This window comes from Duganella paludis, assembly GCF_054461335.1.
In genome coordinates, this window is the sequence record NZ_CM136922.1 from 1,549,769 (window position 1) to 1,567,768 (window position 18,000).

At 63.0% G+C, this 18,000-nt stretch carries 15 protein-coding genes; 1 reads left to right on the forward strand and 14 read right to left on the reverse strand.

Annotation, left to right across the window (positions count from 1 at the left end; genetic code table 11):
• Position 1: 1 nt before the first annotated feature.
• The 14 genes from motD to ACXZ1M_RS07030 form a co-directional block, all read right to left on the reverse strand.
• On the reverse strand, positions 2–772 hold the full coding sequence (gene motD, locus ACXZ1M_RS06965; RefSeq protein ID WP_459052460.1) for a flagellar motor protein MotD: 771 nt from the start codon (positions 770–772) through the stop codon (positions 2–4).
• Position 773: 1 nt separating this feature from the next.
• Complete coding sequence (locus ACXZ1M_RS06970) at positions 774–1,520, reverse strand: flagellar motor protein (RefSeq protein ID WP_459052461.1); 747 nt, start codon at positions 1,518–1,520, stop codon at positions 774–776.
• Complete coding sequence (locus ACXZ1M_RS06975; RefSeq protein WP_459052462.1) at positions 1,502–2,233, reverse strand: RNA polymerase sigma factor FliA; 732 nt, start codon at positions 2,231–2,233, stop codon at positions 1,502–1,504. The genes ACXZ1M_RS06970 and ACXZ1M_RS06975 overlap by 19 nt, the downstream gene beginning before the upstream one ends.
• Positions 2,234–2,262: 29 nt before the next feature.
• Positions 2,263–3,063 (reverse strand): MinD/ParA family ATP-binding protein, encoded by an 801-nt coding sequence (locus tag ACXZ1M_RS06980; protein WP_459052463.1) that lies wholly within the window; start codon positions 3,061–3,063, stop codon positions 2,263–2,265.
• Positions 3,056–4,555: a flagellar biosynthesis protein FlhF gene (gene flhF, locus ACXZ1M_RS06985; RefSeq protein WP_459052464.1), complete on the reverse strand. Its 1,500-nt coding sequence runs from the start codon at positions 4,553–4,555 to the stop codon at positions 3,056–3,058. The genes ACXZ1M_RS06980 and flhF overlap by 8 nt, the downstream gene beginning before the upstream one ends.
• A gap of 128 nt (positions 4,556–4,683) precedes the next feature.
• Entirely contained in the window at positions 4,684–5,637 is a 954-nt protein-coding gene (locus tag ACXZ1M_RS06990) for an RpnC/YadD family protein (protein WP_459052465.1), read from the reverse strand.
• A gap of 50 nt (positions 5,638–5,687) precedes the next feature.
• On the reverse strand, positions 5,688–7,811 hold the full coding sequence (flhA, locus tag ACXZ1M_RS06995; RefSeq protein ID WP_459052466.1) for a flagellar biosynthesis protein FlhA: 2,124 nt from the start codon (positions 7,809–7,811) through the stop codon (positions 5,688–5,690).
• On the reverse strand, positions 7,808–8,998 hold the full coding sequence (gene flhB / locus ACXZ1M_RS07000) for a flagellar biosynthesis protein FlhB (protein WP_459052467.1): 1,191 nt from the start codon (positions 8,996–8,998) through the stop codon (positions 7,808–7,810). The genes flhA and flhB overlap by 4 nt, the downstream gene beginning before the upstream one ends.
• Before the next feature lie 118 nt (positions 8,999–9,116).
• Complete coding sequence (locus ACXZ1M_RS07005; protein ID WP_459052468.1) at positions 9,117–10,094, reverse strand: fumarylacetoacetate hydrolase family protein; 978 nt, start codon at positions 10,092–10,094, stop codon at positions 9,117–9,119.
• Entirely contained in the window at positions 10,091–10,807 is a 717-nt protein-coding gene (locus tag ACXZ1M_RS07010) for a pseudouridine synthase (RefSeq protein ID WP_459052469.1), read from the reverse strand. Before ACXZ1M_RS07010 ends, ACXZ1M_RS07005 begins: the two co-directional genes overlap by 4 nt.
• Positions 10,808–11,108: 301 nt before the next feature.
• A complete protein-coding gene (locus ACXZ1M_RS07015; RefSeq protein ID WP_459052470.1) occupies positions 11,109–12,125 on the reverse strand; it encodes a S49 family peptidase in 1,017 nt (338 codons plus the stop codon).
• A 19-nt stretch (positions 12,126–12,144) separates the two neighbouring features.
• Complete coding sequence (locus ACXZ1M_RS07020) at positions 12,145–12,510, reverse strand: Rieske (2Fe-2S) protein (RefSeq protein WP_459052471.1); 366 nt, start codon at positions 12,508–12,510, stop codon at positions 12,145–12,147.
• Between the two features lies 1 nt (position 12,511).
• On the reverse strand, positions 12,512–13,171 hold the full coding sequence (locus ACXZ1M_RS07025) for an HAD-IIIA family hydrolase (protein WP_459052472.1): 660 nt from the start codon (positions 13,169–13,171) through the stop codon (positions 12,512–12,514).
• A gap of 11 nt (positions 13,172–13,182) precedes the next feature.
• A complete protein-coding gene (locus ACXZ1M_RS07030; RefSeq protein WP_459052473.1) occupies positions 13,183–14,169 on the reverse strand; it encodes an RluA family pseudouridine synthase in 987 nt (328 codons plus the stop codon).
• Between the two features lie 670 nt (positions 14,170–14,839).
• On the opposite strand from ACXZ1M_RS07030, the gene ACXZ1M_RS07035 reads away from it, so the two are divergent.
• Positions 14,840–17,992, forward strand: coding sequence for an Rne/Rng family ribonuclease (locus tag ACXZ1M_RS07035; RefSeq protein WP_459052474.1), 3,153 nt, complete (start codon positions 14,840–14,842; stop codon positions 17,990–17,992).
• Positions 17,993–18,000 lie beyond the last annotated feature (8 nt).

The window sequence follows — 18,000 nt, forward strand, 5'->3', positions numbered from 1 at the left end:
CTTATTGCGCCGGCGCCGTCGGCAATTCCGTGCTTGGATCGGGAATACCCGAGAGGATGGTCACCGCCACGCGGCGGTTGCGGGCGCGCCCGACCGGCGTGTCATTGGGCGCCACCGGCACGTTGGAACTGAAGCCCACGGCCGTCAGCCGCTCCGGCGCCACACCTGCATCGATGAACAGGCGCACCACGCTGCTGGCGCGCACCGACGACAGTTCCCAGTTGGACGGGAAACGCGTATTGCCGATCGGCTGGTTGTCGGTATGCCCTTCCACCTGCACATTGTGGCTGTCGGCCTTGAGCAGGCTGGCCACCGCGCGCAGCGCTTCGGTCGATTCGCTGGTCAGGCGCGCATCACCCGGATCGAACAGCACCGAGGCATTGATTTCGACGCTGACGCCGCGGCTGTTCTGCGTCACCCGCACCTTGCCCTCCTTGACCAGCGGCGCCAGCGTGGACAACAAGTCCTGCGCCAGCTTGGTCATCTGCTCTTTTTCCTTGCGCAGCAACTCGGTGCGGCGCTTCAGCGCCGGATTGGGGATGGGAAGATTGGGCACTTCGGTGTTGACCCGCTCGGCCGCGCCCTTGCCGCCGAAGGCGTCGCCCAGCGCGTCGGAAAACACCCGGTACTTGCCGATGTTGACCGCCGAAATCGCATACATCACCACAAAAAAGGCGAACAGCAGCGTAATGAAGTCGGCGTAGGAGATCAGCCAGCGCTCGTGGTTCTCCGGTTCGTCGTCGAACTTCCTGCGCGCGCGCCGGTGCTGCATCTCAGTGCTCCCGCAACAGTGTGGCGATGCGCTCGTCGATCACCCGCGTGTGGTCGCCGGTGGCGATGTCGTAGAACACCGCCGCCGCAATCTCCTGCTGGTGCACGGCCTGCGTGACGATGGCCTTGAGCTTGTTGGCGATCGGGTAGAAGAACAGGTTGGCCAGGCCGACGCCGTAAATCGTCGAGACGAAGGCCACCGCTATGCCGGAACCGAGCTTGCTCGGATCGGTCAGGTTTTCCATCACGTGGATCAGGCCCAGCACCGCGCCCAGGATGCCGATGGTGGGCGAATAGCCGGCCGCCGATTCCCAGATGCGCACCGCCTGGCGTTCTTCCGTTTCATAGGCGGTGATTTCGGTGTCGAGCAGCTGGCGCAGCTTGTCCGGCGCGATGCCGTCGACGATCAGGCGCAGGCCCTTGGTGTTGAACTTGTCCTTGGAGGCGAGCATGTAGCGCTCCAGCGACAGCAAGCCGTCGCGGCGCGCCGCCAGGTTCCAGGCGTTGATGTCGCGCGCCAGCGCGGCGCGGCTGTCGGGCGGCGGCGCGAACACCAGGCGCAGCATGCGCAGGCCGCGCAAAAAGGTTTTCATGCGGGTCTGCAGCAGTACCGCACCCAAAGTACCGATCACCACGATGGCGAAGGCGGCCGGCTGTAGCAGCGAGCTGAGCTTGCCGCCTTCGAGGCCCTGGCCGATGACGATGCCGGCCAGCGCCACCAGCACGCCGGCTACGCTGGCCCAGTCCAAGACCGCTCCCGCAGTGAGGCGCGCAGGCGCGCCACGGCTTGCGTATGCAATTGCGATACGCGTGATTCCGATACGCCCATCACGGCGCCGATTTCTTTCAAGTTGAGCTCCTCTTCATAGTACAGGCCCATCAACATTTTCTCGCGCTCCGGCAGCATGTCGATGGCGTCGATCACGGCCTGGCGGAAGTCGCCGTCGAGCAGCGAACGCAGCGGATCGGCGTCGTCGTCGGCCGCGTAGCGGTCCAGGAAGCTGTCGTTGCCGTCGTCGTCGTGGAAATCTTCGTAGTAGACCAGCTGGTGGCCGCCGCCGTCGCCCAGCATTTCCTGGTAGTCGGCCAGCGACAGCTTGAGCGACTTGGCTACTTCCGATTCGCTCGGCGGCCGGCCCAGGCGCTGCTGCAAGGTGGACATCGCCGCCTCGACCTTGCGCATGTTCTGGCGCAGCGAGCGCGGCAGCCAGTCGCTGTTGCGCAACTCGTCCAGCATGGCGCCGCGGATGCGCAGCACCGCGTAGGTTTCAAATTGCGCGCCGTGCGTTTCTTCGTAACGGCTGATGGCATCGAGCAGGCCGATCATCCCGGCTTGCACCAGATCGTCGACTTCGACGCTGGGCGGCAGCTTCGCCTTCATGTGGTGGGCCAAGCGCTTGACCAACGGCATATGCTCCGTCAGTAAGGTATCCTTGTCCGCTTTCCCTTTTACCGTATACATTCGAATAATTTTTGTCTTATTGTGTCTAGTTACGCACTGAGCTGGCTATTCCCTCCCAGCGCGAAGCGTCCCGCCAGTTGACGAAACGCGACCGAAGCACCGGCCAGCGGAAACGCATCGACCACCGCGCGCCCCAAGCGCGCAGCACGTTGCAGGTATTCATCCGCCGGCACCGACCCCATGGAAACGAGGTTGACGGCCAGGTAACGGCTGGCTGCCTGTGCCATATTATCGTATACCACCTTTGCTTCCGATTCGGAAGCCCCGGTGACCAGAATTCCGAACGGGCGGCGGCCCAGTTCCTGGTTCAGGCGCTTGATCATGCTGTAGGCAGCCTTGATCGAGGCGGCGCTGTTGGACACCTGCACCACGATTTCCGAACTGGCCATCACCGGCACCGGGAAGGCGTCGCCGTCGAATTCGCCATCCACCAGCACCATGCCGGTCTGCTTGGCCATGACGTCGAAGGCCTTGGCCAGGCGCCGCGTTTCGTCGGGGCCGGCGCGCATGGCGCCGCGTGTCATGGACACCACAGAGAACCCTTGCGGCACCGGGTGGATCACCTGGTTCAGCGCGCATTCCTGGCGTGCCACGTTCAGCAGGCTGTGGCCGCCGTCGACGCCGAGGCGCGAGGCCACGCCGTGGGCGCTGGCGCAGGCGTCGACGATCAGCACGTCGTTGCCGGCGCGGGCCAGCGAGGCGCCCAGGTTGACCAGCATGGAACCCTTGTCGTCCTGCGGCGCGGCCGACAGGAAGGTGACGATGCGGGGACGCGGCCCCGCCAGCATGCGGCGCAGGCCTTCGGCCTGGTCGAAATTAAAATTAGCCAAGATGCACCTCGCGCGCGCCGTGTTCGTTGTTGGCGTTGCTCATCAGCAGAGGCAGCTCCGCATCGAGATACTGGGTTTCGGCGACATCGCGTTTCAGCTTGAAAGCACGGTCGATCAGGTAGGCCGGATCGGCCAGGTGCAGATCTTCCGGCACGCGCTGGCCGTTGGAGACGTAGAACAGGTTGAGCTTCTGGCGGATCACCACGTCCAGCACGTTGCCGATCGCGGCCGCTTCGTCGAGCTTGGTCATGATGCAGCCGGCCAGGCCGCTGCCCTGGTAGGCGCGCACCACTTCGCTCAGGGTTTCCTGGGTGGCGGTGGCGTTCAGGCACAGCAGGCGTTTGACGTCGGAGCCGGCGCCCTGCAGCATGGAGACCTGTTCGGTCACCATCTGGTCGCGCTGGCTGACGCCGACGGTGTCGATCAGCACGGTGTGCTTGTTTTTCAGTTCCTTCAGGGCGATGCGCAGGTCGGCCTCGTCTTTCACCGAGTGCACCATCACGCCGAGGATCTTGCCGTAGATGCGCAGCTGTTCGTGGGCGCCGATGCGGTAGGCGTCGGTGGTGATCAGGGCCAGCTTGTCCGGGCCGTGGCGCATCACGCAGCGCGCGGCCAGCTTGGCGGTGCTGGTGGTCTTGCCGACGCCGGTCGGGCCGACCAGCGCGAACACGCCGCCCTGGTCGATCAGCGCGTCTTCGTTCGACATGGTTTGCAGGTTGCGGGTGAGGACGGTCTTGATCCAGCGCAGGCTGTCGGCGGCGTCGCGCTGGCTGGCCGGCAGTTTTTCGATCAGGTAGCGCGACAGGCTGGCCGAGAAGCCGGCCGCCAGCATGGCGCGCAGCACGGCGGTCTTGTGCGGTTCACGCGCTTGCGTCGCGCCCCAGGACAGTTCGGCCAGCTGGGTTTCCATCATGCCGCGCATGGCGCGGATTTCATTCATCATGCCGCTCATTTCCACGGCCGCGCTTTGCTTGGCGCTGGCGACGGCGGCTGAAACCATGGCGGCGATCTGGCTGGCGTCGAACGCCGGTGCGGCTTTCGGCTGCGGCTGCGCTACTGGCGCTGGCGCCGGCGCGGCCGCTGCTGCGGCAACCTTGGTGGCCAGCGACGAGTGCGAGGCGACTACGCGGTGCTGCGGCTGCTGCGGCAAGCTGGCGGCCGGGGCCTGGCGTGCCGGCTGGGGCGCTGGCTGGAAGGCTGGCTGGGCGGCGAATGGGGCGCGCGGGGCAAACGCTTCGTCATCGAAGCGCGGCTCGATGCGGGCGTTGGCGATGGTGGCTGGACCGAGGTCCAGCGAAGGCGCCGGTTCGGACATCGGCGAGTGCGGTGCGGGCATGGCCAGCGAGGCGGCGTCGTCGTTCGCCAGGGCGAGGATTTCGACCACGCCGTCTGACTGGCGGTTGGACAGGATCACGGCGTCGGGGCCGAGCGATTCGCGGACTTTACGCAGCGCGTCGCGGGAAGTGGACGCGGTAAATTTTTTAACGTTCATGACCGTCTCTCAAGGGAAGCATATCGAGCAGTGCGTCTTCCAGCGAGACGCCTTCACTCCTATGCTTCCATTATTGACGATGCACTCTGGAAACGATCTGATGAACAGGGGTGGAAATGGGCCGCAATTCAGTCGCGGAAAACCTCGTCCAGGGAGCGGGCATCGACGAAGTTAAGCGCCCAGGCCGACATCTGCCCGACATCGGCCCGCGCCAGCCGCGCCGCCACAGCCGCATCGAGCGGCCCGAAGCGTTTCGCCAGCACAGCCGACAGCACCGCAGCGCCACCTTCCTGCCGTCCTTCCTGCCGCCCTTCCTCCAGCCCCTGCCTCCGGCCAATCTCCATTCCGATACGTTCAATTGAGGATATGTAAGTCATGGTCTCCCTCCTTTCCAATTGCAGAACAGCGTAGCGGATCCGACGGTCCAACGACGCTGGCAAACGCATCATCCAGTCGATCATCCGGTACAAATCGATGATACGCTGCTTGTCCCAGTCCCGCTGATACAGAAGCTTGGCCAAACGCCATTTGGCGTGCCGCCTTTGATGCAAGTGGTGCTGGGTCTGCTGCGTCAGCAGGTGCGCAGCGGTGACCAGGGCAAACGGATTAGGATTGCTCATCAGGGATTCCATATCCTGCGCATAGTCTCGCAGCTTGACCACCGGGAAATCCAAACGCATTGAGCAGCCCAACAGTCGATACCCGAACGACGCTGGCCGCCAGCGCATGCCGCTATCGGCCAGCACCGCCATGCTGGCCAGGGGCCGCCGGTAGCGGTCGTACACGCGGTAGTGATAGGTGAAGATGCGCTCGGCAAACGCGGCATCGCGCCAGCCCTGCACTTCCAGATGCACCAGCACCCAATGCTCGCCGCCATCGCGCAGGTACACGCGCACCAGCTTGTCGAGCAGGCGCTTGCCCAGCTCGGCATCGCACGACAGCGCCGCGAATTCCTGGTCGAGGAAATCATGCGCGCGCGACCAGTCGATGGCGGCGTGCGCATCAGGGAAGTAAAAAGCCATGAATTCGGGGAAGTAGCGCGTGACCACTTCTTTCCACGGCGTGTCGTAGTCGTCGTTCATGCAGGCAGTCTAGACTGCCCGGATGAACGACGATAGCGGCCGGATCAAACTCAGCTTGGTTGCTGGCCCACCAGCGCCGTGACACGGATGGTTTTGCTTTCCGGGATCTCTGCGTGCGACAGCACCTTCAGTTGCGGCAAAGCGCGGCGCAGGAAGCGCGACAGCAGCGCGCGCAACGGCCCCGGCACCAGCAGCACCGGCGTCAGCCCCAGCGCTTCCTGCTGCTGCGCCGCCGACGCCGCCTGCTGCGCAATGGTGTCGGCCAAGCCCGGCTCGATGCCGGTGCCGTCCGCACCGCTGGCCGCCAGCGCCTGCATCAGCAAACGCTCAAGACGATTGTCCAAGGTCATCACCGACAACTCGCCAGCGCCCGGGAACAACTGCTGCACGATGGCCCGGCCCAGCGCAATGCGCACCAGCGCCGTCAGGTCGCCGGAATCCTGGGTATGCGCCGCATGCTCGGCCAGGGTTTCGATAATGCTGCGCATGTCGCGGATATGCACGCCTTCCGTCAACAGATTCTGCAATACTTTCTGCAAGGTCGACAGCGGGATCATCTTCGGCACCAGGTCCTCCACCAGCTTCGGCGCTTCCTTGCTCAGGTGATCGAGCAAGGCCTGCACCTCGGCGCGGCCGAGCAGCTCGGAGGCATGGGTGGTGATCAGATGGTTCAAATGGGTCGCCACCACCGTGCCGGCATCGACCACAGTGTAGCCCATGCCCTGCGCCTGGTCGCGCGCGCTGGCATCGATCCACACGGCCGGCAGGCCGAAGGCTGGATCGGTGGTCACCAGGCCCTGCAAAGTGCCGGTGGCCATACCAGGATTGATGGCCAGATACTGACCGTTGAAAGCCTCGCCCGTCCCCACTTCCACGCCCTTGAGCGCGATGCGGTAGGCCGATGGCTTGAGCTCCAGGTTGTCGCGGATGTGCACCGGCGGCGCCAGGAAACCGACCTCCTGCGCAAACTTCTTGCGGATACCCTTGATGCGCTTGAGCAGCTCACCGCCCTGGGTCTTGTCCACCAGCGGAATCAAACGATAGCCAACCTCCAGGCCCAGCGTATCGACCGGCATCACGTCCTGCCAGCTGGCTTCCTCCTGCTCCGCCGCCGCTGCGGCAGCCGGGGCCGAGGCTTCCGCCGCCGCCGTCTCGGCCGCAGCCTTCTCGACTTTCTTCTTCGACATCAGGTAGGCCGAACCACCGAGCGCGCCGGCCAGCATCAGGAACACCAGATTCGGCATGCCCGGAATCAGGCCCATACCGCCGATGATGGCCGCCGTGATGTACAGCACTTCCGGCTTGGCGAACAGCTCGCCCACCAGCTGCGAACCGATGTCCTGGTCGTTGGCCACGCGCGACACCACGATACCGGCCGCGATCGAAATGATCAGCGAAGGAATCTGCGCCACCAGGCCGTCACCGATGGCCAACAGCGTGTAGTTTTTCAGGGCGTCGGCAAACGGCATGTCGTGCTGGATCAGGCCGACCAGCAGGCCGCCCACCACGTTGATCACGGTCACCAGAATACCGGCCACGGCATCGCCGCGCACGTATTTACTGGCACCGTCCATGGCGCCGTAGAACTCGGCTTCCATCGACACTTCGCTGCGGCGCTTCTTGGCTTCCGCTTCGCCGATCAGGCCCGCGTTCAGGTCGGCGTCGATCGCCATCTGCTTGCCCGGCATCGCATCCAGGGCGAAACGCGCGCCCACCTCGGCGATACGGCCCGCACCCTTGGTCACCACCACAAAGTTGATGATGGTCAGAATCACGAACACCACGATACCGACCGTATAGTTACCGCCGATCAGGAAGTGGCCGAAGGCCTCGATCACCTTACCGGCCGCGTCGGCGCCGGTGTGGCCTTCGGTCAGCACCACGCGGGTGGAGGCCACGTTCAGCGACAGGCGCAACATGGTCGACACCAGCAGGATGGTCGGGAAGGACATGAAGTCCAGCGGCTTGACCGTGTACAGCGAAGTCAGCAGCACGATCACCGACAGCGCGATATTGAAGCTGAAGAACATGTCGAGCACAAACGCCGGCAACGGCAGGATCATCATCGCCAGCAACATGATGATCAGTATCGGCGCCGCCACGCTGCCCTTGTTCTTCGAATTGGCCAGGCCTTGCAGCCATGGCGGTAACTTCATATTGCTGAGGGCGTTCATACTGGTGCTCCGTTAGTCAAATCTGGTGGCGTGCCGTGCTTGGGAATGAAAGCTGGATCGAGCGGGTCCATGGTCGGCGGCACATCGAGTTTCTTCGGCACGTCCGGACGGTTGCCGCCGCCACGGTTGAACACGCGCAGCTGGAACACATAGGCCAGCACTTCAGCCACGGCGGCGTACAACTGTTCCGGAATCTCGTCGCCGATCTCGGTATGCTTGTGCAGCGCGCGCGCCAGCGCCGGCGCTTCCAGGATGGCGACCTTGTTCTCCTTGGCGATTTCGCGGATCTTGGCGGCCACCTCGTCGGTGCCCTTGGCCACCACTTTCGGTGCGCCGCGCATACCGTCGTTGTACTTCAGCGCCACCGCGTAGTGGGTCGGGTTGGTCACCACCACATCGGCGGTCGGGACGTCGGCCATCATGCGGCGCTTGGCCATCTCGCGCTGCAGTTGGCGGATCTTGGCCTTGATCTGTGGATTGCCGTCCGATTCCTTGGATTCCTGGATCAGCTCCTGGCGCGTCATCTTCAGCTTGTCGGCGTAATGCCACATCTGGTACGGGCCGTCGATGGCGGCGATCAGGCCCAGCGCGCCGACGATGAACAGGAAGCTGCTGGCCAGCATATTGAGCGTGTGGCCGATGCCGAGCTTGAGCGGCTCGACCGACAGGCCAATCACCGCATCCTTGTACTTCATCACCACCATCCAGGTGACGAAGCCGACCACCACCGTCTTCAGTATCGCCTTGACCAGCTCCACCAGCGCGTTCTTCGAGAACATATTGCTGATGCCACTGACGGGATTGAGCTTGCTGAACTTCGGCATGAAGGCCTTGCTGCTGAACAGCCAGCCGCCCACCAGCAGCGGCGAGGCCAGCGCCACCAGCATCACCGCCACGCCCAACGGCAGGCAGGCGATCAGCACGCGCACCACGTCCATGCCGATGCGGCGGAACAGCACGTCGGCGTTGAAAATTTGTTCCTGGTCCAGGGTCAGGCCCGACACCAGGGCCGAATGCAGCTGGCCGACCAGGCCGTCGCCCGTCATCCACAGGCCGGCGCCGGCCGCCATCAGCACGGTAAACGTCGCCACTTCCCGCGAACGGGGAACGTCGCCTTCTTCACGCGCCTGCTCGAGGCGCTTCGCTGACGCGGGTTCGGTCTTTTCTGCGTCGCTGTCGTCTGCCATGGGGTCTGCCTGATGCGTGGGTTAGTCTTGACCTTGCCATTATCGATGGCGGCCGGGCAAGATCATCGGTGGAATACGGCGGGTTTTCACCGCCATATCCACGATTCCCTACGGAAACTCAGGCTTGTTTTACAGTTTGCGAGATGGCGCCGAACACGGATTTACCGTCGTCCAGCATCTCGATGCGGATGGTGTCGCCGAACGCCATGAAGGGAGTGACCGGCTCGCCGCCGGCGATCATCTCCAGGCAGCGCTGTTCGGCGATGCAGGAATAACCGCGCCGGGCGTCCTTGTTGGACACGGTGCCGGAACCGATGATGGAACCGGCGCGCAGGTTGCGCGTCTTGGCCAGGTGGGCGATCAGTTGCGGGAAGTTGAACACCATGTCGACCCCGGCCTGCGGTTTGCCGACCAGCTTGTCGTTCCAGGTCGACAACAGCGGCAGGTGCACCTTGCCGCCCTTCCAGGCGTCGCCCAGCTCGTCCGGCGTCACCGCCACCGGCGAAAAACTGGTGGCCGGCTTGGACTGGACGAAGCCGAAGCCCTTGGCCAGCTCTTCCGGAATCAGGTTGCGCAGCGAAACATCGTTGGCCAACATCAGCAGGCGGATGCGCTGGTGGGCCTGGTCGGCGGTGGCGCCCATGGGCACATCGTCGGTGATCACGGCCACTTCCGCTTCGAAATCGATGCCCCACTCCTCGCGCGCCAGCGTGATGTCGTCGGTCGGGCCGAGAAAATCGTCGCTGCCGCCCTGGTACATCAGCGGGTCTTCCCAGAACGAGGCCGGCATCTCGGCGCCGCGCGCCTTGCGCACCAGTTCGACGTGGTTGACGTAGGCCGAACCGTCGGCCCACTGGAACGCGCGCGGCAGCGGTGCCATGCACTTGGCCGGCTCGAAATCGAAGCTGCGGCGGCCGCCGCCCCGGTTCAGTTCAAGGTAGATGGCGTCGAGTTGCGGGGAGATGAAGGTCCAATCGTCAAGCGCGCGCTGCAGAGTGCGGCACACGCCATCCGCCAGCTGGGCCGTTTTCAGGTCGCGCGAGACCACCATCAGCTGGCCGTCGCGGGTGCCGTCCTTCAGCGTGGCGAGCTTCATGCCGGCGCCAGCAAAGCCAGTTGTTCAGGCGTCAGGTAGCACCATTCGCCCTCGTCCAGGTCCAGCGCCGCCAGCTCCAGGCCGCCGATGGCCGAGCGGTGCAAGGCCGCGCAATGGTTACCGGCGGCCGCCAGCATGCGCTTGACCTGGTGGTACTTGCCCTGCTCCAGCACGATTTCCAGCTGGTGTTCGCCGCGCTTGATGCAGGTTTGCGCCGCCAGCGGCGCCGGTTCGTCGTGGAGCTGCACGCCGGCCAGCAGTTGGGCGACCAGTTCGTCGGTGACCGGTTCCGCCGTGGTGGCCTGGTAAATCTTCGGCACATGACGCTTCGGCGACGATTGCGCGTGGATAAAGGCGCCATCGTCCGACATCAGCAGCATGCCGGTGGTGTCGTGGTCGAGCCGGCCGACCGGCTGCACGTCACGCCAGCTCAGTTCTTCGGCCAGCAGGGTCAGCACGCCGGGATGGTGGCTGGGCTTGCGCGAACACTCGAAATTGGCGGGCTTGTGCAGCGCGATGTAGACGTGTTCGCGGTACACCACGTCTTCATCGAACAGGCGGAACACCAGGCCGTCGGTTTCCAGGGTTTCTTTGTAGTTGTCGTGCACCACACCATTGATGGTGATTTCGCCGTCCTCGATCAGGGAGCGGCAATACTTGCGGGTGCCATAGCCCTGCGATTGCAGGATGCGGTCCAAGGATAATTTGCTCATGGACGCGATTTTACAGGATGCGACCGGCCATCAAAAGAAAACAGCGGCATTGCGCCGCTGTTTTCAGCCCCACAAAGGGACTTATATGAGGAATCGAAATTCTCTCTACTCCGCATCCATGATGCAGTTGAGTAGTTCTCTACGTTGTACTGCACAACCGGAAAGTGTTGATATATGCCCTCCTTGGTAAGAACTACAAAACCACTATAGTTCAACCAAGGGGATGCGCAAGCTCAAAAAAGACTGGATTGATAATATTAATCGGTGAGCCAGTCGTCCTACCACTGCGACTAAGACGTCATTAATGCAAGCTGGGCTTGACCGTGTCCACCGCCGACTTCATCGCCCCCGCGCCCATGGCGGCGCCGAACTTCTTCAGCACGCGCTCAGGCAAGCCTTCATGCTGGGTGTAGTCGACGATATCTTCGGCCTTGACCACGTCGCGCGCCACGCTGTCGACGGTGCCGTAGGCGTCGGCCAGACCCATTTCGATGGACTTGGCGCCGGTCCAGAACAGGCCGGAGAACATTTCCGGCGTTTCTTTCAAGCGCTTGCCGCGGCCGTCGCGCACCACCTGGATGAATTGCTGGTGAATTTCATTCAGCATCGCCTGGGCATGCTGCTTGTGCTTTTCGCTCACCGGGGTGAACGGGTCGAGGAAGCCCTTGTTCTCGCCGGCGGTCAGCAGGCGGCGCTCCACGCCGACTTTTTCCATCACGCCGGTAAAGCCGAAGCCGTCCATCAGCACGCCGATGGAGCCGATGATGCTGGCCTTGTTGACGTAGATACGGTCGGCGCCGGCGGCAATGTAATAGCAGCCGGAAGCGCACATCTCGTCCACCACCACGTACAGCGGCTTGCCCGGGTAGCCCTTGCGCAGGCGCAGCATCTCGTCGACGATCATGCCGGCCTGCACCGGGCTGCCGCCCGGGCTATTAATATGCAGCACCACCGCCACCGAGCCGGTATCGGAGAACGCCTTGTTCAGCGCCGGGATCACCACGGCGGCCGAGCCGCTGCCTTCGGACTCGATGGAGCCCTCGACTTCGATCAGCGCCGTGTGGCGGCCCAGGGTTTCGCCGTCCGAGCCGGTCCAGCTGAAATCAAAGTACGCGCTCAGCGCGAACACCACCACCAACAGGGTCAGCGCCTTGAAGAAGATGCCCCAGCGGCGCGCCGCCTTTTGCTCCTTCAGGGTGGCAAATACGAGTTTTTCCAGCACTTCACGCTCCCAGTTGGAAGCGCTGACGCCCGGCTTGGCCGGCTGTGGCGCAGGGGCTGAAGGAGGATTGCTGCTCGGGTCGAGGTTGTCGCTCATGGATTGCTTTATTGGTTAGTCAGGCGCGCGCGGGGCGCACGTAGTCGTCGGGCTGCCAGTAAATCTGCTCATCGTGCTCCACCACTGTGATCGGCCGCAGCCGGCCGCCACGGCAGGGGCCGCCGGCGCACTGCCCGGTTTCCGGCACATAAATCGCCCCGTGGGTCGAGCACATGAGGTACAGCTTGCTCGATTCGAAGAACTCGCCTTCAGCCCAGTCCAGTTCGATCGGCACGTGGGCGCAGCGGTTCAGGTAGCCGTAGACCTTGCCGCGATGACGCACGACAAAGCCGGTGCCATCGGCGCCGCCGGCCGTCAGGGCGAAGCGCACGCCCCGGCCGCCATCGACGATGGCCTCCGAGGCGCAGATCAGGATGTCCTCCATCTCAGGCGTGCTCGCTCAGCCACTGATGCAGCTCCGCCACCGTCTTGGCCGAGTACATCGGCTTGCAGGCATGCAGCTGATCGACCGGATGGGCGCCATACTCGACCGCAATAGCGGCCGCGCCGGCGTTGCTGGCCATCAACAGATCATGGGTGGTATCGCCGATCATCACCGTACGCCGCATATCCTGCCCCAATTCGCGCGTCAATTCCTGCAACATGGCCGGATGCGGTTTGGAGAAGGTTTCATCAGCGCAACGTGTGGCATCGAACAAGGACAATACTTTGACATCGTTCATGGCGCGGTTCAAGCCGACCCGGCTTTTGCCGGTGGCCACGGCCAGGAAATAGCCGTTTTGCGACAATTCCTGCAACATGTCCAGAACGCCGGGAAACAGGCTGATTTCGTGGTCGCGCGACAGGAAGTGGTAGCGGTAGCGCTCCACCATGCGTGGATAGTAAGCCGGATCGACATCCGGCAACACGGCCTGCATGGCTTCATGCAAGCCCAGGCCGATGACGTGGGCCGCCGCGTCGTCACGCGGGACCGGCAAGGCCAGGTCGCGCGCGGCGGCCTGGATGCACTTTACGATCGTTAATGTGGAATCCATTAACGTGCCATCCCAATCGAAAACGATCAGATCAAATTGCTTTCTTGCCATTGTGTTTGCGATTAATTAAGTGGTTTGCCCAAGCTTACCAAGAATCGATCACATTCGGCGGCCAATGGCGCATTGAGCGTCATGTTTTTGCCTGAGTCAGGATGGGTAAACGTAATTTGATGCGCGTGCAGGAACATGCGTTTCAGCGCGCCGCGTCCTTCCGTGGCTTTTTGCAAAGCCTTGTTCAGCGGGAAATCGCCGTATTTGTCGTCGCCCAGGATGGGGAAGCCGGACGATGACAGATGAACGCGGATCTGGTGCGTGCGGCCGGTTTTCAGCTCGGCTTCCAGCAAGGCGAAACCGTCGAATTTCTTCAATAGCGAGAAAATCGTGTGCGATTCCATGCCATTGCCGTCTTCCGACACCGAGACGCGGCGTTCGCCGTCGGCGGTGGTGTATTTATGCAGCGGCAGCTTGATATGCTGGCGCGCATTCTTCCAGTCGCCCGCCACCATGGTCAGGTAGCGCTTGTCGGTCAGGCCATCGCGCATTTGCTCGTGCAGGTTGGTCAGCGCCGAACGTTTCTTCGCCAACAACAACAAACCCGAGGTTTCGCGGTCCAGCCGGTGCACCAGTTCCAGGAACTTGGCGTCCGGGCGGGAGGCGCGCAACTGCTCGATCACGCCAAACGACACGCCGGAACCGCCGTGCACGGCCACGCCGGCCGGCTTGTCGATCACCAGCAGGTGGCTGTCTTCGAAAATAATCTTGAATTCGGCGGCCGGGACATGGTTTTCCTGCTTTTCCGCCAGGCGGATCGGTGGAATACGGACGATGTCGCCTTGGACCAAACGGTACAGCTGGTCGATACGACCCTTGTTAACGCGCACTTCACCCGAACGCAGGATGCGATAGACGTGGCTTTTCGGCACGCCTTTGCAAACGCGCAACAGGTAGTTATCTATCCGTTGACCGGCTTCTTCTTCAGTGATGGTGACGAATTGGGCTTGCAGCGGGGCGGACGTTGAAGCGGGAACAACATCTTTTTGCATCTTCATTTGCTCTGTCTTCCCAGAAATCTCTCTAAGTCCTTCATTTTGAATATATAATTAGTTCGCTGCGGTACTTACTGCGGCAAGTGTAAGAATAAAAGCACATTTTACACAGGGGCGTCTCCACTGGCCTCGCCAAATTGCAAATTCAGAGGAAAAAATGTATACGCACCACCCCTGTCGGAATCAGGGTCGCACCGTAGTTGTAATCGGATGGCGACAGGGATGCTGAAGAAGAATGATTGGATAGTAAGGATAAAGTCCGGTCAGCCTGATCATAAGTTCGGCTGGCCGGTTGATGAGTAGTTGATAACGCTTGCCGTTTTCGCCAGACCCCATGCTCGCTGCAAGCTCGACGGAAGGCTGAAACCAGCCTGGTTACCGAAGTTGTAATACTTGTAGTTTGAAAGCCTGGTCGAGATCTGGCCATTAAGACGCTGCTCTCCGTCTGTTCTTTTCTGCCGCCCGTCGGGGCCGCATGGAGAACTACAGATGAAGCGAGCACTCGGCATGTCGATCAACCTCATGCGCCCAGTTGCGGCCAGTCTACGCGGCCGCACAGGATGGGCATACCCACCGCAATCGTTCTAATTCTCGCGTATATCCCTGTAGCTTGCCGCACCGGTCCTAAGAAACCGGACGGCATAGATGGCCCAAGGGTCGCGGAGTTAAAACAATGAAACGCATGTTATTTAACGCTACGCAGCAAGAAGAGCTGCGCGTAGCGATTGTCGATGGTCAGAAACTGATCGATATCGACATCGAAACCGCCGGACGCGAACAGCGCAAGTCCAATATCTACAAAGGCGTGATCACCCGCATCGAACCATCGCTCGAAGCCTGCTTCGTCAGCTATGGCGAAGATCGCCACGGTTTCCTCCCATTCAAAGAAGTAGCACGCACTTACTTCCGCGAAGGCGTGGACGTGCGCAATGCTTCCGTCAAGGAAGCGCTGCGCGAAGGCCAGGAAATCATGGTCCAGGTGGAAAAGGAAGAGCGCGGCAACAAAGGCGCGGCCCTGACCTCCTTCGTCTCGCTGGCCGGCCGTTACCTGGTGCTGATGCCGAACAACCCGCGCGGTGGTGGTGTTTCCCGTCGCGTCGAAGGTGAAGAGCGCCAGGAACTGCGCGAAACCATGGACAAGCTGGACCTGCCGCCAGGCATGTCGGTGATTGCCCGCACCGCCGGCATCGGCCGCAACGTCGATGAACTGCAGTGGGACTTGAACTACCTGATGCAACTGTGGCGCGCGATCGAAGGCGCCGGCAAGTCGGCCTCCGGCGCGTTCCTGATCTACCAGGAATCGTCGCTGGTGATCCGCGCGATTCGCGACTACTTCCAGCCTGATATCGGCGAAATCCTGATCGATACCGACGAGATCTACGAGCAAGCCCACCAGTTCATGAGCCACGTGATGCCCGACATGGTGCACCGTGTAAAACGCTACAGCGACGACGTACCGCTGTTCTCGCGTTTCCAGATTGAACACCAGATCGAAACCGCCTACTCGCGCACCGTGCCGCTGCCATCGGGCGGCGCCATCGTGATCGACCACACCGAAGCCCTGGTGTCCGTCGACGTCAACTCGGCCCGCGCCACCCGCGGTTCCGACATCGAAACCACCGCCTTCCACACCAACTGCGAAGCCGCTGAAGAAGTGGCCCGCCAGCTGCGCCTGCGCGACTTGGGCGGCCTGATCGTGATCGACTTCATCGACATGGAAGTGGCCAAGAACCAGCGCGAAGTGGAACAGCGTCTGAAAGACGCCCTGCACCACGACCGCGCCCGCGTCCAGATGGGCAAGATCTCGCGCTTCGGCCTGATGGAACTGTCGCGCCAGCGCCTGCGTCCTTCGCTGTCCGAAGGTTCGCACGTGACCTGCCCACGCTGCTCGGGCACCGGCCACATCCGCGACACCGAATCGTCGGCCCTGCAAGTCCTGCGCATCATCCAGGAAGAGGCGATGAAGGAAAACTCGGCCACCATCCACGTGCAAGTGCCGGTGGACGTTGCCGCTTTCCTGCTGAACGAAAAGCGCGGCGAAGTGCTGAAGATCGAAACCCGTCACCGCATCACCGTGATCCTGGTACCGAACAAGCACCTGGAAACGCCGCACTACAAGCTGGAGCGCATCAAGCACGACGATCCGCGCCTGGAAGACAGCGCCGCCAGCTACTCGCTGGTCGAGCACGCCGAAACCGATATGGCTTACAGCAAGCGCCAGAAGGAAGAAGTCAAGCCGCGCCAGGAAGCCATGGTCAAGACCATCACCCCTGACCAGCCTGCGCCGCTGGTCGAGCGCAAGCCGACCGAGACCGTCATCAAGCCAGCGCCGGCCCCAGTGCCAGCGCCGGCCGAGCAAGGTTTCTTTGCCAAGCTGATCAGCTTCTTCACCGGCAAGCCGGAAACCCCTGCCCTGCCGCAGCAGCCGACCATCGTGGTCAAGGCTCCAGCCGGCGGCGACCGTGGCGACCGCAATGCACGTGGTCCACGCGGCCGCAACCGCAATAGCAAAGGCGGCCGTGGCGAGCGCGAAGAGAAAGAACCAGGCGCAGCGCGTCCAGGCCAGGAAGAAGGCAAGGCAGCGGACGCCAACGGCCGTCCACCACGCCAGCCACGTCCTCCACGTGAAGGCCGCGAGCCACGCGAGCAGGTAGCGGAAGGCCAGCCACGCGAACGTGCTGAACGTCCGGAGCGCGCCGAGCGTCCTGAGCGCGCGGAACGTGCCGAGCGCGGCGAACGTCCACCACGTCAGCCACGCGAACCACGCGCCGACAAAGCGCCAGTGGAAGCCAAAGTGGAAGAGCTGGCATTGGACACCGCAGCACTGGCATCGGCCGGTCCTGCAGTCGACGGCGCCACCAGCATCCTGAAATCGGCGCCGAACGCCGGTCCAGAGGGCGATGAAAACGATGTGGCAGGTGAAGGCGATGAGCCACGCCGTCGTCGTCGTCGTGGCGGCCGCAACCGTAACCGTCGTGAACGCGAAGGCGTTGAAGGCCAGGAATCGGCAGCAGGCGCAGACGGCGAACAGGCCGAACTGAGCTTCAACCCGGTAGCCGACGTTGCCGAGGCAGCGGAAGCCGCCGCAGCAGCGCCAGTTGCGGCTGTTGCCGCCGAGGCAGCTGTTGCTCCGGTTGCTGCAGTTGCGCCAGCCGCACCTGAAGCACCAATCGCACCGGCAGCAGTCGCCGCCGTGACCGCCATTGCAGAAGAAGCAGCACCAGTGGCAGCACCTGCACCAGCACCAGCATCAGCGGAAACCGCCCCGGTGGAAGCCGCAGCAGTTGCCGAGCCTGAAGCAGTTGTTGCGCCGGCACCAGTCGCAGCCGCACCAGTGGAAGTTGCCGAAGCCGCCGCACCTGCGGTAGTTGCCGAAGCAGCACCAGTGGCCGCAGAAGTTTCCGCACCAGCCGCCGAGCCTGTCGTAGCCGCCGCAGTGGAAGCCCCTGCCCCGGCAGCGGTGGAAACGCCGGCCGTGGTTGCTGAAGTCGCCGCATCGGTCGCCGTCGAGCCTGCACCTGCAGCGCCGCTGGCGGTCGAGCCGGTCGCTCCGGTGGTCGCTGCTCCAGCTCCTGCACCTGCCCCGTCGCCAGTGGCTGCCCCAGCACCAGTAGTTGCAGCCGCACCGGCGCCATCGGCACCGATCGACCTGCAAGCCGTGCTGAGCTCCGCTGGCCTGACGCTGGCCGCCACTGACCCGGCCAAGCTGCGCGCCGCACAGGAAGCAGCCGCCCAGGTAGCGCCACCGGCCCGCGTTCCACGTGAACGCAAGCCGCTGCCACCGCAAGTGGAAGAGCCGTTGGTTCAGGTAGACACCCGCCGTTAAAACGGCGT